The sequence below is a fragment of the Coprobacillus cateniformis genome (assembly GCF_009767585.1).
Taxonomy (GTDB): Bacteria; Bacillota_I; Bacilli_A; order Erysipelotrichales; family Coprobacillaceae; genus Coprobacillus; species Coprobacillus cateniformis.
Genome location: NZ_WSNW01000001.1, coordinates 897,055 through 915,709 on the forward strand (window position 1 = coordinate 897,055; position 18,655 = coordinate 915,709).

General features: G+C 37.8%; 18 protein-coding genes and 3 rRNA genes. All 21 read right to left on the reverse strand.

Annotated elements, in window-relative coordinates:
• Positions 1–13 precede the first annotated feature (13 nt).
• The gene (rplE, locus tag GQF29_RS04600; RefSeq protein ID WP_008790807.1) at positions 14–553 is read right to left on the reverse strand and encodes a 50S ribosomal protein L5; all 540 of its coding nucleotides are present in this window, start codon (positions 551–553) and stop codon (positions 14–16) included.
• A gap of 18 nt (positions 554–571) precedes the next feature.
• Positions 572–901 (reverse strand): 50S ribosomal protein L24, encoded by a 330-nt coding sequence (gene rplX, locus GQF29_RS04605; protein ID WP_008790808.1) that lies wholly within the window; start codon positions 899–901, stop codon positions 572–574.
• A gap of 15 nt (positions 902–916) precedes the next feature.
• The gene (gene rplN / locus GQF29_RS04610; protein WP_008790809.1) at positions 917–1,285 is read right to left on the reverse strand and encodes a 50S ribosomal protein L14; all 369 of its coding nucleotides are present in this window, start codon (positions 1,283–1,285) and stop codon (positions 917–919) included.
• A gap of 28 nt (positions 1,286–1,313) precedes the next feature.
• Positions 1,314–1,574, reverse strand: coding sequence for a 30S ribosomal protein S17 (rpsQ, locus tag GQF29_RS04615; protein WP_008790810.1), 261 nt, complete (start codon positions 1,572–1,574; stop codon positions 1,314–1,316).
• A 16-nt stretch (positions 1,575–1,590) separates the two neighbouring features.
• Complete coding sequence (rpmC, locus tag GQF29_RS04620; protein WP_008790811.1) at positions 1,591–1,785, reverse strand: 50S ribosomal protein L29; 195 nt, start codon at positions 1,783–1,785, stop codon at positions 1,591–1,593.
• Positions 1,786–1,787: 2 nt separating this feature from the next.
• Positions 1,788–2,198 carry a 50S ribosomal protein L16 gene (gene rplP / locus GQF29_RS04625; RefSeq protein ID WP_008790812.1) on the reverse strand — a complete coding sequence of 137 codons (411 nt, stop codon included), beginning with the start codon at positions 2,196–2,198 and terminating at the stop codon, positions 1,788–1,790.
• 2 nt (positions 2,199–2,200) lie between these two features.
• A complete protein-coding gene (gene rpsC / locus GQF29_RS04630) occupies positions 2,201–2,854 on the reverse strand; it encodes a 30S ribosomal protein S3 (protein WP_008790813.1) in 654 nt (217 codons plus the stop codon).
• Positions 2,855–2,865: 11 nt separating this feature from the next.
• The gene (gene rplV, locus GQF29_RS04635; RefSeq protein WP_008790814.1) at positions 2,866–3,198 is read right to left on the reverse strand and encodes a 50S ribosomal protein L22; all 333 of its coding nucleotides are present in this window, start codon (positions 3,196–3,198) and stop codon (positions 2,866–2,868) included.
• 20 nt (positions 3,199–3,218) lie between these two features.
• The gene (gene rpsS, locus GQF29_RS04640; RefSeq protein ID WP_008790815.1) at positions 3,219–3,497 is read right to left on the reverse strand and encodes a 30S ribosomal protein S19; all 279 of its coding nucleotides are present in this window, start codon (positions 3,495–3,497) and stop codon (positions 3,219–3,221) included.
• Positions 3,498–3,513: 16 nt separating this feature from the next.
• Positions 3,514–4,347 (reverse strand): 50S ribosomal protein L2, encoded by an 834-nt coding sequence (rplB, locus tag GQF29_RS04645; RefSeq protein WP_008790816.1) that lies wholly within the window; start codon positions 4,345–4,347, stop codon positions 3,514–3,516.
• 58 nt (positions 4,348–4,405) lie between these two features.
• Positions 4,406–4,696: a 50S ribosomal protein L23 gene (gene rplW, locus GQF29_RS04650; RefSeq protein WP_008790817.1), complete on the reverse strand. Its 291-nt coding sequence runs from the start codon at positions 4,694–4,696 to the stop codon at positions 4,406–4,408.
• Positions 4,696–5,319, reverse strand: coding sequence for a 50S ribosomal protein L4 (gene rplD, locus GQF29_RS04655; RefSeq protein WP_008790818.1), 624 nt, complete (start codon positions 5,317–5,319; stop codon positions 4,696–4,698). Before rplD ends, rplW begins: the two co-directional genes overlap by 1 nt.
• 22 nt (positions 5,320–5,341) lie before the next feature.
• Positions 5,342–6,076: a 50S ribosomal protein L3 gene (gene rplC / locus GQF29_RS04660; RefSeq protein ID WP_008790819.1), complete on the reverse strand. Its 735-nt coding sequence runs from the start codon at positions 6,074–6,076 to the stop codon at positions 5,342–5,344.
• 21 nt (positions 6,077–6,097) lie between these two features.
• Positions 6,098–6,406, reverse strand: coding sequence for a 30S ribosomal protein S10 (rpsJ, locus tag GQF29_RS04665; protein WP_008790820.1), 309 nt, complete (start codon positions 6,404–6,406; stop codon positions 6,098–6,100).
• Positions 6,407–7,858: 1,452 nt separating this feature from the next.
• A 5S ribosomal RNA gene (gene rrf, locus GQF29_RS04670) occupies positions 7,859–7,967 on the reverse strand.
• Between the two features lie 74 nt (positions 7,968–8,041).
• Positions 8,042–10,953, reverse strand: a 23S ribosomal RNA gene (locus tag GQF29_RS04675).
• A gap of 261 nt (positions 10,954–11,214) precedes the next feature.
• Positions 11,215–12,739: ribosomal RNA gene (locus GQF29_RS04680) — 16S ribosomal RNA — on the reverse strand.
• The 16S, 23S and 5S rRNA genes sit together here, the layout of an rRNA operon.
• Positions 12,740–12,990: 251 nt before the next feature.
• Complete coding sequence (locus GQF29_RS04685; RefSeq protein WP_008789969.1) at positions 12,991–13,299, reverse strand: PTS sugar transporter subunit IIA; 309 nt, start codon at positions 13,297–13,299, stop codon at positions 12,991–12,993.
• 99 nt (positions 13,300–13,398) lie between these two features.
• A complete protein-coding gene (locus GQF29_RS04690; protein WP_008789970.1) occupies positions 13,399–14,199 on the reverse strand; it encodes an HAD family hydrolase in 801 nt (266 codons plus the stop codon).
• A gap of 98 nt (positions 14,200–14,297) precedes the next feature.
• Complete coding sequence (locus GQF29_RS04695) at positions 14,298–17,765, reverse strand: fibronectin type III domain-containing protein (protein ID WP_117769095.1); 3,468 nt, start codon at positions 17,763–17,765, stop codon at positions 14,298–14,300.
• 123 nt (positions 17,766–17,888) lie between these two features.
• Positions 17,889–18,638, reverse strand: a complete 750-nt coding sequence (locus GQF29_RS04700; protein ID WP_008789972.1) for a MurR/RpiR family transcriptional regulator — start codon at positions 18,636–18,638, stop codon at positions 17,889–17,891.
• Between the last annotated feature and the right edge of the window lie 17 nt (positions 18,639–18,655).

Below are 18,655 nucleotides of genomic sequence, written 5' to 3' on the forward strand. Positions count from 1 at the left end.
AATTAAGTCCTCCTTATTTGTGGAATGGCATTCCTAATTGTGCTAATAATTCACGACTTTCTTCGTCTGTTTTAGCAGTAGTTACGAATACAATATCCATTCCTCTTAATTTGTTTACTTTATCAAAATTGATTTCAGGGAAAATTAATTGTTCTTTAATACCTAAAGTATAATTTCCTCTTCCATCAAATGAGTTCTTAGGTACTCCTCTAAAGTCTCTTACACGAGGTAAAGAGATATTTACCAATTTATCTAAGAATTCATACATTCTTTCACCACGTAATGTTACTTTACATCCGATTGGCATACCTTCACGTAATTTGAATCCAGCGATTGATTTTTTAGCTGTAGTTACAACAGGTTTTTGTCCTGTAATAATTGTTAATTCTTCAACAGCTTCATCTAATAATTTAGAGTTACTTACTGCATCACCAACACCAATATTGATAACGATTTTTTCCATAGCTGGAACTTGCATTACTGAATTATAATTAAATTTAGTCATTAATGACTTACTAATTTCATTTTCATAACGTTCCTTTAGTCGGTTCATTATTTAACCTCCTTCCGATTACTTTTTCTTCTTTGTAGTTTTGTCTAATGCTTTACCTGTTTTTTTATTGATACGAACTTTTTGTTCATTTTCAATTCCGTATCCAATTTTAACAGTTTCTTTTGCTTTTGAATCATAGTATGCAACATTTGAAGCATGAATAGGAGCTTCTCTTGTTACAATTCCACCTTCTGGATCAGCCTGTGAAGGTTTAATGTGTTTAGTAACCATGTTAACACCTTCAACAATAACTTTATTTTCTTTTCTAAGAATTTGAATAACTTCTCCAGTTTTTCCTTTATCGCTACCAGCGATAACTTGAACTGTATCACCTACACGTAATTTCATCTTCTCGTTCTCCTCCTATAATACCTCAGGAGCTAATGATACGATTTTCATGAAATCTGCATCTCTTAACTCTCTTGCAACCGGTCCAAAGATACGAGTTCCTTTAGGTGAATTATCATCTTTAATGATTACACATGCATTATCATCGAACTTAATTAATGAACCGTTGTCACGGTTAACACCATATTTACTTCTTACGATAACAGCTTTAACTACTTCACCTTTTTTAACTGTACCACCTGGAGTCGCTTGTTTCACTGTAGCTACGACGATATCACCGATGTTACTAAATTTTCTATTTGAACCACCAAGGTTTCTTATTACTAGTACTTCTTTTGCTCCTGTATTGTCAGCAACTTTTAATCTGCTTTCATTTTGGATCATTTGAGTGACCTCCTTTCAGATTCTTTTCTTAAATAATTTCTGCTTTCTTAACAACTTCTACTAAACGGAAACGTTTAGTTGCAGATAATGGACGAGTTGCCATGATTTTGACAATGTCACCATCTCTTGCAATATTTTCTTCATCATGAGCCTTAAACTTTTTAGAAGATTTAACACGTTTTCCGTATAATTTGTGTTTAACATGAGTTTCTACTAAAACAGTAATTGTTTTATCCATCTTTGCAGAAATAACTGTTCCAGTATAAACTTTACGATTGTTTCTTTCCATATTCTTCTCCTTCTAATTATTTGTTTAATTCTCTTTCTCTAATAATTGTTTTAATCTTTGCAATATTTTTTCTCACTGTTCTAATACGAGCAGTATTTTCCAATTGACCAGTTGCTGCTTGGAATCTTAATCCAAATAACTCTTTCTTGTACTCTTCTACTTTGTTAAGTAATTCTTGAGTTTCTGTATTTCTAATATCTTGAACTGTCACAATTACTCACCTCTTCCAATAATCTTACATTTGATTGGTAGTTTATGAGATGCAAGTCTTAAAGCTTCTCTTGCAACTTCTTCTTCTACACCAGCGACTTCGAACATTACGCGTCCTGTTTTTACTACTGCTACCCATTCTTCTGGAGCACCTTTACCTGAACCCATACGGACTTCAAGAGGTTTCTTTGTTTTAGCTAAATGAGGGAAAATTCTAATCCAAACTTGACCACCACGTTTCATATAACGGTTCATAGCGATACGAGCTGCTTCGATTTGTCTTGAAGTAATCCAAGCACCTTCTTGAGCCTGTAATCCATATTCACCAAAAGAAACTTCAGTTCCACCTTTAGCTTTACCTTCATATTTAATTCTATGAGGTCTTCTATATTTAGTTCTCTTAGGCATCAACATGATTATTTATCCCCTTTCTTCTTTGCAGGAAGAATTTCTCCCTTACAAATCCAAACTTTTACTCCTAATTTTCCATAAGTTGTGTCAGCTTCTGCAGTCGCATAATCAATGTCAGCTCTTAATGTATGAAGAGGTACATTTCCTTCAGAATAACCTTCTGTTCTTGCCATATCAGCACCACCTAAACGACCTGATACACAAGTTTTAATTCCTTTAGCTCCAGCTCTCATAGCACTTTGGATTGCTCTTTTTTGAACTGTTCTAAATGAAGCACGGTTTTCTAATTGCTCAGCAATTCTGTTTGCAACAAGTTGTGCAACAACATCTGGATTTTTGATTTCAACAATATTGATAAACACTTGTTTATCCTTTACTAATTTAGTCACTTGTTTTCTTAAAGCATCAACTGCTTCACCATCTTTACCAATAACAACACCAGGTCTAGATGTATGAACAAAGATGTTAACTCTGTTTTTAGATCTTTCAATTTCAATATTAGCGACATAAGCGCCTTTTAACTTTGCATTTAAGAATTCACGAATTCTGATGTCTTCGTGTAATAATGAAGCAAAGTCTTTATCATTAGCGTACCATCTTGAATTCCAATCACGGTTTACGCCAACACGCAATCCGACTGGACTTACTTTTTGACCCATACTTTGCCCTCCTATCTTTCAGCAACCACACATGTAATGTGGCTTGTTCTCTTTAAAATTTGAGTACCGCTACCTTTTGCTCTAGCGCGGAATCTTTTTAATGTAGGACCTTCGTCTACATAGATTTCTTTAATAAATAATTTTTCTTCTTCTGCACCTTCATTGAAAACAGCATTTTGTGCAGCAGATTTTACGACTTTAATGATTGCAGGAGTCGCACTTTTGTTAGTATATTCTAAGATACCAAGTGCTTCTTTTAAGTTCTTACCTCTTACTAAGTCAACGACTAATCTAGCTTTTTGAGGTGAAACACGAATCATTTTAGCTTGTGCTCTTGCTTCCATGTTAATTTTCTCCTCTCTCTCTATTTACCTGACTTTTTATCATCAGCATCATGACCATGGTAAGTTCTAGTAGGAGCAAATTCTCCTAACTTATGTCCAACCATATCTTCAGTTACATAAACTGGGATATGTTCTCTTCCGTTGTATACTGCGAATGTGTGTTCAATAAATTGTGGGAAGATTGTAGAACGTCTTGACCATGTTTTAATGACTTCTTTTTTACTAGCAGCATTTAATGCTTCTACTTTTTTCATTAAGTGTTCATCCACGAATGGACCTTTTTTTAAACTTCTTGCCATATTCTATAACCTCCTTCTATTTACCGTTACGACGACGCACGATCATTTTATTTGAAGCTTTTTTACTATTTCTAGTTTTAACTCCAAGAGCTTTTTTACCCCAAGGAGTCATTGGAGCTTTACGACCAATTGAAGTTCTACCTTCACCACCACCATGAGGGTGATCATTAGGATTCATTACTGAACCACGTACTGTTGGTCTAATACCTCTCCATCTGTTACGACCAGCTTTACCATAGTTAACTAATCCATAGTCTTCGTTTCCAACAACACCAACTGTTGCTCTACAAACAGCTAAGAATTTTCTAACTTCACCAGAAGCTAATCTTACAGTGACATATTTTCCTTCTTTACCTAAGATTTGAGCAGACACACCAGCTGATCTAGCCACTTGTCCACCTTTACCTGGTTGCATTTCAATATTGTGAATAACTGTACCTTCAGGCATATTTCCCATTGGTAAACAGTTTCCAACAATGATATCAGCATTATCTCCTGATACGATTTTCATTCCTACTTCTAACCCTTTAGGAGCAAGAATATATCTCTTTTCACCATCTGCATAATGAATTAATGCAATGTTTGCTGATCTGTTAGGATCATATTCAATTGTTGCAACTGTTCCAACAATATCATCTTTATTACGTTTGAAATCGATAATACGATATAAACGTTTGTGTCCACCACCATGATGACGAGTAGTGATAACACCTTGATTATTACGTCCACCCTTTTTAGATAAACGGATAGTCAATGATTTCTCTGGCTTATTTGTTGTAATTTCTTCATAAGTTAAAGAAGTCATATTACGACGACCGTTTGTCGTAGGCTTGTATGCTTTAATAGCCATCTTTGTTCCTCCTTATTTTTCTTTTCTGGAATGGAGTTTCATTCCAATAGTCGAAGTTTTATTCTTCACCGAATAAATTAATTTCAGATCCTTCTTTTAATTTAACGATAGCTTTTCTTCTTTTGTTTGTTTTTCCAACGTATTTACCCATTCTTTTTGTTTTAGGTGCTACATTCATAATGTTTACACTTTCAACTTTTACATCAAACATTTTTTCAACTGCTTGTTTCACTTCTGTTTTGTTAGCAGTGATTTCTACATCAAATGTATATTTGTTTTCTGCTTGTTGTAACATTAAAGATTTTTCAGTAAGTACTGGTTTCTTTAAAACATCAGTAATATGTGCCATTATGCCAATACCTCCTCAACAGCCTTGATTGCACCTTCAGTTATAACTAACTTAGTACAATCTAAGATATCATATACGTTAAGACCTTTTGAATCAATAACTTTAACTCCAGGAATATTTCTTGCAGATAAAGTCACATTTTCATTAACTTCGTCCATAACGATTAATGTTTTTCTATTTGCTTCTAAATTTTCTAATACTTTAATCATATCTTTTGTTTTAGGAGCATTTAAAGTGATAGTATCTAATACTGTCATTTCATTATCAATAACTTTTTGACTTAAAGCCGATTTTAAAGCTAATTGTCTTACTTTTCTATTTAACTTAAATGTATAGCTTCTTGGTGTAGGACCAAATACAACTCCCCCACCTCTCCATTGTGGAGCGCGGATAGATCCTTGTCTAGCTCTACCTGTACCTTTTTGTCTCCATGGTTTTCTTCCTCCACCTCTGACTTCAGTACGGTTTTTGACTTTATGAGTTCCTTGTCTCCATGAAGCTCTTTGTAGTAAGACCATATCAAAGATTGCTTGGTTGTTTGGTTCGATACCAAATACTAATTCATTTAATTCTGTATCTTTTACTTGTTTACCTTCTTGGTTATATACTGCAACTTTTAACATTAGTTTTCCTCCTTTCGCTTCATTATTCAGCAGCAGCTTCAGCTGCTTCAGTAGTTTCTTCTACTACTGGGCTTTCTACGATTTCTTCTTCAGTTTCATAGACAATTAAATCTTCAGCAGGATTTACCTTACCGTTAGCTTTAACAGCTGTTTTCACAACTACTAAACCTTTTTTAGGACCTGGAATAGATCCACTGATTAATAAAACGTTGTTTTCTACATCTACTGCAACGATTTCTAAGTTTTGAACAGTTCTTGTTACATTCCCCATTTGTCCTGGTAACTTTTTACCTGGAGCGATTCTATTAGGAGCGATAGGACCCATTGAACCAACGATTCTGTGAGCACCTGAACCATGTCCCTTAGGACCAATACTTTGTCCATGTCTTTTTATAACACCTTGATAACCTTTACCTTTGCTAGTTCCAGTTACATCTACAACTTCACCAGCTACAAAGCTATCAACTTTAATTTCTTGACCAACTTCATAACTCATCATTTCGTCATAACGAAATTCTTTAATGAAGCGCTTAGGAGCTGTTTCAGCTTTTGCAACATGTCCTTTATGAGCTTTAGTTGCTAATTTTTCTCTCTTATCTTCAAAACCAACTTGGATTGCATCATATCCATCAGTAGCAACTGTCTTCTTTTGTAAAACAACATTTGAAGTTGCTTCTACAACAGTTACAGGGATAAGCTTTCCATCAGTAGTGAAAACTTGAGTCATTCCAATCTTACGACCTAAGATTCCTTTCATGAGTTACACCTCAACCTTTCCTTATAATTTAATTTCAATATCTACACCACTTGGTAATTCTAAACGAGTTAATACATCAACTGTTTCTGGTGTAGGATTCACAATGTCAATTAAACGTTTGTGAGTTCTGATTTCAAATTGTTCACGTGAATCTTTATACTTGTGTACCGCTCTTAAGATAGTATAAACTTCTTTTTCAGTTGGTAGAGGTACTGGACCTACTACTTGAGCACCTGATTTTTTAGCAGCTGCTACAATCTTTTCTGCAGAAGCATCTAAGATTTTGTGATCAAATGATTTCAATCTGATTCTAATTTTGTTGTTTGCCATGAATTATTCCTCCTTCTGTTTGCCAATTAAATTGGCTGCTCTGCACGAATTACCTGAAATCACCCTTCCGCTCATGACAACGGCTATCAGCGTTTCAGCAACCTCGCACTTCTTCGCATTTCACAACATGTGTATTTTACACTAAAAACATTGATAAATCAAGCGTTTTTTAACTTTTTTTCAAATATTTTATACTTACAATTCAAAGACTTTTTAATCATTTCTAACTCATGACTAATGACTCCTTTAAATTCATTTTCCATTAGAAATTGGCTTTATTTTATTTTCTATTTTCATTTTTAGACATCTATTATTTATTGTTCATCTCAAATTCCATAAATAAGGCAACATAATGATTAACTTTCTTTTTAATAAAAAAATCAGTAAATCCAATAAAGACTTACTGATTATATATATAAATTTTTAAAACAGTTCATAACTATCAATATCATAATTTATCTCTTAGATATTTTTTTCCTATAAATATTGCTACAAATCTGACTGACAAAACATTCAATAATACAAATCCTCCTAGATAGTCATTTGATATTTCTTATTTTTTGGTTTATTAGGATCTACAATAAAATGTTTAAACATAAACATTTTATCTCTTCTAAGCCTTTATAATTATTTGTTTCTTCAACAACTGCTTTTACATACCATATTCCTCTTGCTGATAAGACTTTATTCGTATATGTTCCTCTAGGGAATCACTATAGCTAAAGCTTACATCTCCTTATTTGGATCTTTCTGTTGATATATTTGCATTTTCACCATTTTCCATCCATTTATTTGGAGAGTATTGGTTTTCCTGCATCTATTATCAATCAACATTTCATACCTAAAGAATACTTCCTTGCTAGGTAATAGTTGGTTGTGATAAAGGTTTAGCTGAATAGAACAAGTTTAAATTTCTCATCATTTCTACATCAAATTTAATTTTACTACCTATTTTTGAGGGAGTTGAAGACAGATTCAAAACAAGTCGATTTCCTATACAATATAAAACTCTTAAATTGTGATTTTGACTCACATCTCACTCAGTTATTCCTCTGTAAGAACAAACTCGTACTCTTGATACAGTAAAAAGTTCTATTCCTTATATTTGTTTAATTAGCCATCACAAGAGACGTTATACCTCTAATTTCTGCAGCTATAAGTTCACCATCATTCGCTCTGGAAAAGTATTTTGATCACTAATGACTACATCACATTCATATGCTTCCATCCTGTGAAAATATTTCTATTCATCTGTCAATCTTTTAGAGTAGATTATCCACTTAATAGTCTACAACAGTTTTGTCAATTTTACAGAATATGTAGTTTAATATACAAAGTAGAAATAAGAAAGTATTAAGAAATACCTTTATTAAATCAGTTAGTAAAAAGCTCTCCTTTTTGGAGAACCTCTTAAAACAAAAAAAAGGATATCCAGTGTGGATATCCGAAGTGAACTGGCAGCTTGCTATTGTCGCGATTGCTCACTATCGTCGCCGTTATGATGCTTAACTTCTGTGTTCGGGATGGGTACAGGTGTTTCCATCATGCTATCGCTACCAGATCTCTCCTGGTGCCTTCCTCTCGGAGCACTCAAAACTGAACAGTAATCTCGCCTTCTTCTTGAACAACCTTCTTCTGGTTAAGTCCTCGACCTATTAGTATCAGTCAGCTTCGCACATCGCTGCGCTTACACCTCTGACCTATCAACCTCATCGTCTTTGAGGGGTCTTACTTCCGAAGAATGGGAAGTCTCATCTTGGAGGGGGCTTCACACTTAGATGCCTTCAGCGTTTATCCCTTCCAGACTTAGCTACCCAGCTGTGCCACTGGCGTGACAACTGGTGCACCATTGGTCTGTCCACCCCGGTCCTCTCGTACTGAGGGCAGCTCTCCTCAAACTTCCTACGCCCACGACAGATAGGGACCGAACTGTCTCACGACGTTCTGAACCCAGCTCGCGTACCGCTTTAATGGGCGAACAGCCCAACCCTTGGAACCGACTTCAGCTCCAGGATGCGATGAGCCGACATCGAGGTGCCAAACCTCCCCGTCGATGTGAACTCTTGGGGGAGATCAGCCTGTTATCCCCAGGGTAGCTTTTATCCGTTGAGCGACGGCCCTTCCATTCGGCACCGCCGGATCACTAAGCCCGACTTTCGTCCCTGCTCGACTTGTTGGTCTCGCAGTCAAACACCCTTTTGCCTTTGCACTCTACGCATGATTTCCAACCATGCTGAGGGTATCTTTGGGCGCCTCCGTTACTCTTTGGGAGGCGACCGCCCCAGTCAAACTGCCCACCTGACACTGTCCCGTCGCCAGCTTATGGCGTCCGGTTAGAACTTCAATACATGAAGGGTAGTATCCCAACGGCGACTCCTCGAATACTGGCGTATCCGTCTCTTCGTCTCCTACCTATCCTGTACATCATGCATCAAAATCCAATATCAAGCTACAGTAAAGCTCCATGGGGTCTTTCCGTCTAGTCGCGGGTAACCTGCATCTTCACAGGTACTAAGACTTCACCGAGTCTACAGCTGAGACAGCGCCCAAATCGTTACGCCTTTCGTGCGGGTCAGAACTTACCTGACAAGGAATTTCGCTACCTTAGGACCGTTATAGTTACGGCCGCCGTTTACTGGGGCTTCAATTCATGGCTTCGCTTGCGCTGACCACTCCTCTTAACCTTCCAGCACCGGGCAGGCGTCACCCCCTATACTTCGACTTGCGTCTTGGCAGAGAGCTGTGTTTTTGGTAAACAGTCGCTTGGGCCGTTTTACTGCGGCTCATCTCTCAATGAGCACTCCTTCTCCCGAAGTTACGGAGTCATTTTGCAGAGTTCCTTAGCTATAGTTCTCTCGCTCACCTTAGGATTCTCTCCTCACCCATGTGTGTCCATTTTCGGTACGGGCTGACAAAGAGTTGATTGCTAGAAGCTTTTCTTGGAAGCTTGCTTCGGCGACTTCTGTACTTATCGTAATGTTCCATACGCGTCACGCCTTCGGGTTTCAACATCCGGATTTGCCTGGATGTCCCCTACCTCGCTTGCACCAGCTATTCCAGCAGCTGGATCGCCTAGCCTGCTCCGTCACTCCATTGCCTCTTCATCAGGTACGGGAATCTCCACCCGTTGTCCATCGACTACGCCTTTCGGCCTCGCCTTAGGTCCCGACTTACCCAGAGCGGACGAACCTTCCTCTGGAAACCTTGGGTATTCGGTGCGTGGGATTCTCACCCACGTTCCGCTACTCACACCGGCATTCTCTCTTCCTGCCGCTCCACATGTCCTTGCGGTCATGCTTCCTCGCTGACAGGAACGCTCCCCTACCACTTATACTTGTCGTATAAATCCATAGCTTCGGTATTATGCTTAGCCCCGGTAAATTTTCGGCGCAGAGTCATTCGACCAGTGAGCTGTTACGCACTCTTTAAAGGGTGGCTGCTTCTGAGCCAACCTCCTGGTTGTCTGGACATCTCCACATCCTTTTCCACTTAGCATATATTTTGGGACCTTAGCTGATGGTCTGGGCTGTTTCCCTTTTGACTACGGACCTTATCACCCGCAGTCTGACTGCCAGATATGTTCCTGTGACATTCGGAGTTTGATTATATTCAGTACCTCGGGATGAGGCCATCACATATTCAGTGCTCTACCTTCACATAACTTTCACTCTGACGCTAGCCCTAAAGCTATTTCGGGGAGAACCAGCTATCTCCGAGTTCGTTTGGAATTTCACCCCTAGCCACAATTCATCCGCCAACGTTTCAACGGGGGTCGGTTCGGTCCTCCATCGGGTTTTACCCCAACTTCAACCTGATCATGGCTAGATCACTCGGTTTCGGGTCTATGACATACAACTCTCGCCCTATTCAGACTCGCTTTCGCTTCGGCTCCGCATCTCCTGCTTAACCTCGCTGCATATCATAACTCGCCGGCTCATTCTACAAAAGGCACGCCATCACCCCTTAACGGGCTCTGACTTCTTGTAAGCATATGGTTTCAGGTTCTCTTTCACTCCCCTCCCGGGGTTCTTTTCACCTTTCCCTCACGGTACTGGTTCACTATCGGTCACAAAGGAGTATTTAGCCTTTCGAGATGGTCCTCGATAATTCCGTCAGGATTCCACGTGCCCCGACGTACTCAGGTACTGTCTCGCATCACTTCACGATTTCGGATACGGGAATGTCACCCTCTTCGTCGCTCCTTCCCAGAAGCTTCTCCTATCATGTCATGTCTGCTTCGCTGACAGCCCTATAACCCCATCTTTGCGATGGTTTGGGCTCCTCCGCTTTCGCTCGCCGCTACTTACGGAATCGTTCTTTACTTTCTTCTCCTGCAGGTACTGAGATGTTTCAGTTCCCTGCGTCTCGCCACGCATCACTATTTATTCATCATGCGCTGACATCCCATTACGGATGCCGGGTTCCCCCATTCGGACATCGACGGGTCCTTGCCTGCTTACTGCTCGCCGTCGCGTTTCGCCGTTTGCTGCGTCCTTCTTCGCCTCTTTGTGCCTAGGCATTCGCCATACGCTCTTTCTTACTTAACCTAAAGTGTTCAAGTTCTACTTGTTTTTTTGTTTCGTGATCTCTCGATCACTCAGCTTGTTATCTTAGTTTTTTTACCACTTTGACTAGATGATTCAACCTTCTCATGAATTTCTATTCCTGATCTCGTTTCTTTCATCTTATCTTTTCGTTTGTAAAAAGTTTTGTTTTTACTAGATTACTATTCAGTTTTCAATGTTCCCTGAGTTCGCCCTCTTCAAGCTCACTCAAAACTAAACAGAAACTCACGCTCTTCTCCCTAGAAAGGAGGTGATCCATCCCCACGTTCCCGTAGGGATACCTTGTTACGACTTCACCCTAATCATCAGTCCCACCTTAGACAGCTCTCTCCTTGCGGTTAAGCCACCGGCTTCGGGTGTTACCAACTCTCATGGTGTGACGGGCGGTGTGTACAAGGCCCGAGAACGTATTCACCGCGACATTCTGATTCGCGATTACTAGCGATTCCAACTTCGTGCAGTCGAGTTGCAGACTGCAGTCCGAACTGAGAACGGGTTTTTGGGTTTCGCTCCACCTCGCGGCTTCGCTTCCCTTTGATCCGTCCATTGTAGCACGTGTGTAGCCCAGGTCATAAGGGGCATGATGATTTGACGTCATCCCCGCCTTCCTCCTCCTTGCAGAGGCAGTCTCGCTAGAGTCCCCAACTTAATGATGGTAACTAGCGACAAGGGTTGCGCTCGTTGCGGGACTTAACCCAACATCTCACGACACGAGCTGACGACAACCATGCACCACCTGTATCCCCTATAGCTATCTCTCTATCTCTAGAGCCTTTAGAGGTATGTCAAGACCTGGTAAGGTTCTTCGCGTTGCTTCGAATTAAACCACATGCTCCACCGCTTGTGCGGGCCCCCGTCAATTCCTTTGAGTTTCATTCTTGCGAACGTACTACTCAGGCGGAGTACTTATTGCGTTAACTGCAGCACTGAGGTTTGACCCCCAACACTTAGTACTCATCGTTTACGGCGTGGACTACTAGGGTATCTAATCCTATTTGCTCCCCACGCTTTCGGGACTGAGCGTCAGTTGCAGCCCAGATCGTCGCCTTCGCCACTGGTGTTCCTCCATATATCTACGCATTTCACCGCTACACATGGAATTCCACGATCCTCTACTGCACTCTAGCTATTTGGTTTCCACGGCTTACTGAAGTTTAGCTTCAGGCTTTCACCGCAGACCTCTATTGCCGCCTGCTCCCTCTTTACGCCCAATGATTCCGGATAACGCTCGCCACCTACGTATTACCGCGGCTGCTGGCACGTAGTTAGCCGTGGCTTTCTCATAAAGTACCGTCACTTATGAATCATTTCCTATTCATACCGTTCTTCCTTTATAACAGAGGTTTACATACCGAAATACTTCTTCCCTCACGCGGCGTTGCTCGGTCAGGGTTTCCCCCATTGCCGAAAATTCCCTACTGCTGCCTCCCGTAGGAGTCTGGGCCGTGTCTCAGTCCCAGTGTGGCCGTCCACCCTCTCAGGTCGGCTACGCATCGTCGCCTTGGTGAGCCGTTACCTCACCAACCAGCTAATGCGCCATAAGTCCATCCTCCTGCTATCCATACGGATATTTAATGAAGCGGTCATGCGACCCCTTCACCTATGCGGTCTTAGCTATCATTTCTAATAGTTATCCCCCTCATGAGGGCAGGTTACTTATGTATTACTCACCCGTTCGCCACTCACTGATAAAATCAGTGCGTTCGACTTGCATGTATTAGGCACGCCGCCAGCGTTCATCCTGAGCCAGGATCAAACTCTCCATTGTTTATCTCAAACAATAACTTGTTCTCTTGACTCTTTTTTCTTACTACTTTCTTTGACGTGTTTTCTGTTTAGTTTTCAATGTCCTTGTTTTCGATTTGTCGCATCTCTCTCGAGCCGACTTCTATATCTTACACGAATATAATAAATAAGTCAACAACTTTTTAAATATTTTTTCATTTTTTTATAAATACTTTATTCAATAAAGAAAAAGGTTTCTCTTTAGGAGAAACCTCATGAAAAGTCAAGTTATAATTAACCTACTTTTTTGTATAAATCTACAAACTCTTGTGCCAAGTCAATAACTACTAATGCAGTCATTAAATGGTCTTGAGCATGAACCATTAATAAATTTAATGGAGCTTTTTCTCCTCTAATTTCTGCTTGAATTAATTCAGTTTGAGCATGATGTGCTTCATTTACTGTTTCTTTAGCTTGTTGTAAAGATTCTGCAGCCTTATCTAGATCTCCAGCTTTTGCATATTGAATTGCTTCAATAGCTGAGCTACGTGCACTACCACTATTAACGATAAGGTTAATTACTACTTGTTCTTGTTCATCCATTTTTATTTCTCCTTTGATAAGCAAAATTCAGATTTTATCTGTACACTTATTTTACCAAATTGATGAAGCAATTTCAACAACTATCATGAAATAATCAATTTATCTCGGCTTTAACAGTGAAAAGTGATGAAGTGCTTTCACAATTCCATCCTTATCTACATCATCAGTAATAAAATCTGCGACATGCTTTGCCTCAATTGCAGCATTCCCCATTGCAATGCCTAAACCAACTTCTGATAACATCTCAATATCATTACGACCATCCCCAAAAGCCACTGTATCTTGAATTGATCTATTGAGATGCTTCACTAACTCTAAAATTCCCTTAGCTTTTGATTCACCTCTTAAAGTCAGATCAAAAGAAAATTCACTTTGATGTCTTTGAATATTAAAATAAGGTGATAATGCATTCACCATTGGCTCTATATCCTCCTTAGAATTAATGACAATCATCCCAATATATGTTTCAATATTCTTAAAATCAAAACTATCAACTATCGTTTCGTCTTTCATTCCCCAATTGTCTTTAAATTCAATATGTTTAGGATTGGTTTTATTCAAAACATAAATATAATCATTTCCTTCAAAATAATATGCCATATTTCTTTCTAAACAAAGCTCATGTGTCTTTTGAATGGCTTCACTTGGAATTATATTTTTATAAACACATTTACCTTGGTATTCTACATAGGCTCCATTACAAGTTACATACCCACTGAATGGATAATCCATAACACCATCAACAATAAAGCATTTACAACGCCCAGTCGCTAAAAAAACATCATCTCCTTGTTCTTTTAATTGATCTAAAGCAGAACGAGTTGAAGTCTGAATCGAATAAATATCCTTATTACAATCGATTAAAGTTCCATCTATATCAAAGAAAAATAATTGTTTCATTATAATACCTCCATTACTTGCTATTCTAGCATATTCAAAATTATAAATAAAGATATCTCTTATTTCTAAAAGATATCTTTGATTCCTATTATTTTTTATTAATCATCTGTTGGATTTGGCACATTTGTATAAACTTGACTTCCATTAAAACCACTTATACATGTTCCATTTGTGTAACTTAAGATAAAATTATCTTTTGTTATCCATCCAGTACCAACTTCACCAGTTTCAGGATTTTTACCACTACTGACAAATCCCCCTACTCCGTTGATAACACTATTTATCTTTACCAATGGGCCATCCGTTTTCGCAAATGTTTGAATACATGCATTTTCAATTAAAACATTTTGACGATTAGGAACTTCAATAGCATTATCTAATTCAATGGCTGCTCCATTTGTATTAATGAAGACATTATATATACCTAATCCTACTGCATAGTGTTCCTTTACTTTATTTGCTACTTTATATGATGCATAGCCTTTCACTGTTCCATTATGGCTCATCCAATCACTCTGATTTTGAGGATCATAAGCCGTTTCATTCTGATAAAAATAGGTTGCTCCCTTTTCGCCATTCCATAATGTTGTGTAATCTTGGAAATGTTCATTAAACAAACCATAACATGTCACGCTATCACCATTAACAACAAGTCCATGTCTAGATTCATTTCCTTCCCAGCCAACTCCAGCTCCATGATCAGCACGCCAAATCCAGAAATGGTCTCCTATCACATTATCACTATTGATTTCTAAAGCTATATCTGCTTTTGTTAAACTTTTTGTTGTTCCACCAACTCTGAAAAACAAATCGGCAAGTAATGTTGGATTTTTTGAATGATCAATGTTCGATCCTGATTGACCCACTTTTAACAAATAATCTGAATATGTACCTGCATCAAAAATGATTCCTGCTAAAGTCACTCCATCAACATCAGCCACTTCCATAGCAGCATATGTATTATCTGGTATGATAGATGCCATTCCACTTCCCAATAAAATTGTATTTGGACGATTCACTTTGATAACTTCCTCAGCATGATAGATTCCTGGAGTAAAGAAGATGTGCTTACCATCATTTAACGCCTGATTAATCTCAGTTGCTTTATTCCCTTCTTTAGCAATGTAGAAATCATTTAAAGAAAGAGTTTTCCCTTTGCCCATATCTGATTCTGACCAACTTATCCCTTTTGTATTTTGATTAAGTTCAGGTACAAAAACCTTATATTCTCCATTCTCAAAATATAAAAATGGTTTTTCTCTTATCATTGGTGTGGTTGTAATATTTGTATAGCACTGTCTTGACCCATCACTATTAGCAATATCCCAATTGGTATAACCATTATTGTTCATCAATGGAGTTTTTAACTTGCTTTCCAACTCATTACAGTCAACACCTTGATAAAAAGCATTTAAAGTCACTCCATAAGTCCCACGTGTTATTTTATTATTTCTACTATAGAATTGTTGTTGTGAAAAAGATCCATATCCTAGCATATTTCCATTATCATTAAATCCTCCAGAAAAATAACTATCAGCTACATAACCACCTGATGCCCAACCATAATTCCAATCAAATTGTCCTGCCCGTTCTGAATATATCCTACGCAATGGAGCAGCTTGAGCCACTCCCCAATTGAACTTATCTGGACTCCATGAACTTGCATGCCCCTGATTATTTCCCGTATTAATAATAGAAAGGTTTTCTGCTGAACGCCAGAAATTACATGTTGCATTATTCCATTGTCCATCTGCATTTGGATCTTTATTTGGATTCCCATCTAAATAAGCTGGAACTTCCATATTATTTAATTTCACATCATATGGGCTCTTTCCTAAACCAGCCACTTGTGTATAAAACCCAATTTTCATACATTGTGTTTGTGTATAATCACCTGGCTTGAAATAGAACGAATATCGATTCTCATTAAACTGAGCATCATTAGCGTAATCATTTTGTCTGCTAAAAACTTCAGCAACAACCTGATCAATTTTTGAAATCTCATCAGTCGGAGCAAAAATAAACATATTCTCTCCAAACATAGTCGTTTCTAAAGATGTATATTCATCAGAAAGTTCTGATTGACCTTTATCATTTATAGCAACAACTTTATAATAATGACTATATTTATCATCGATTTGGCTAACCGTAAACTCTGTTGCCTGTTGAACTGTCGCAATCTTTTTATATCCTTCTTTATCAAATGCAGATCTGGCATGATAAATTGCATAAGCATTTGCTCCAGAAACAGCATTCCAATTTAACTTCAAGTTATTATCTTCTTGTATGCAAGATAGTCCTGTCACTTTATCTAGTCGTGTTGTCTCATTGTTAGTAACAAACTTTTGAGATTCACTTTGTGAATAAGGCGAATTTCCATTGACAGTTCGAATACTTACACTATATTCAGTTGCTTTTTTTAAACCGGATACTTTTAAAGAATTATGAATTGTTTCTTGGCTCACAATTTCTTTGGCATCTCCACCTATTGCTGTTGGAGTGACAACAACTTGATATCCAGTATACAATGTCTTCTCAACACCTTCCCATGTTATACTTACTGAGTTTTCTTCAACATTTGTAATATTAACATCAATCACACGAGATGGTCTTAGCGGCGTATGAACAATAAACTTCTCATTATCTGTGAGTTCACCATTATATCCTCGTTTTAACTTATTCTCAACTACTGAGTAATAAGACTTATTTTCTGAACTTTGAAATGAGATGGTCCCATCCCCATTAGGAACAACAATAATCGATTCCCACCCACTCGAAATAAGTGCATTATTCAAGAATACATAATCACTTGATCCTGTTTTCCAAGCCAATTCTGGATAAACCTTTGATTGAAAGTTAGTCACCTCTCTATTGTCAAAAGTACCATATCCAATCTGATTGAAACGGCAATCTTCAGGAATTTGACCATTCTCTTTTTGCCCATCAACAGTTAAAGCGTCTCCATTTTTCCCACTTGCTCTGATTAACTTTTGAGTCGCTTTACTCTCAAAATAAAGACTCGTATCACTATATTTAGCTTGTATAATATAAAATGAACTTGCTATATTTACATTATCCGTTAACTTCATTTGCTCTTGTTCATCAATATATACCCATTTTCCACTATAAGCTTTCAATTGAACTGCATCTTTATTCAAACTATCTTCAACTGCAGTCAAAGCCTCCCAACCACTAGGGGTAGAGGGTTTATTACCGTTACAATGAATAAATGCACTACTGCTATCCTGGCAAATCACTTGACCAGAAGCGCTATTGATAAATGTAATCAATTGGGGGTTATCACTGTTTGCCCAATACTTAAAGAGTGCACTTGCTGGTAATTCATTTCCATCTTTTCCTAAATTCTTTGTTATCATTGGTTCATTAGCATCAATTGCACTTTGAAGAACCTGTCCAGTTTTCGCATCAACTATGTAGCAATAACCGTCATTAGGTAAATATTCCTCTTTTGAAACATAAGTTGCTGCATAAACAGACATCGGTATCAACGATAAGATCATTGCTACCATTAAAAGCATAGAGATTAATTTCTTTTTTCCTTTCATATATCTTTCCTCCCTTTATCTCTGCTTTTACTTTATCATATAAACAAAGTCAGTAGAGATATTCTCCTCATTGTGGAACATGTTACCATCTTTGGTAACAAAAAAAGTGTATTTACATACACTTCATTGATGGATATGACGATATTTGTCAATTTTTGTAAGTTCCCTTGCGACTCTTTCAATTATATAAACAACAGGAACTTGAGTAGAGATGTTATATGTCTGTGGTAATATAATATTTTTGACACAATAGCAGATGCTTAAATCAGCCATTTTCTCTATAGTCGATTCTTGACTATCAGTAATAACAAGTATTTGATAATGTTTGTTTTGATAATGTTTAATCTGATCAATAACTTCTTTTGTTTCACCACTTACAGATAAAACAATAAGTACATTCTTATAATCATCATTTTGTGGTGCTGGATAAAATGGATCATCAATGCATTGACTGTAATATCCAATATTAGAAAAAAATCTCGCACCATATTTGCCTAACGCACCACTTGTTCCTATTCCCAAAAAAAGAATGTGTAATGATTGCGATATAATCTTAGCAAACTGAATAATTTTATCCTGAAATTCCTCACTCTTTGAAAACTCAAGAAACTCCGAAAGCATTTTGATTTCACTGTCCATTGTAGGTATCTTATTGTTTTCAACAAATTGTTTAAGCTCCCATTTAAATTCATTGAACCCCTCACAGCCACATTTTTGAGTAAAACGAAAAACAGTTGTTGTTGATACATGGCATTTTTCTGCAACTTGTCTAATATTCATTTTATAAATTTGCTCTACATTCTTGATAATATAATTATATATGCCTATTTCTGTTGTATTAAGACTTGCTATTTGCTGATATGTAAAAATCACAATTTCATCTCCCTCTT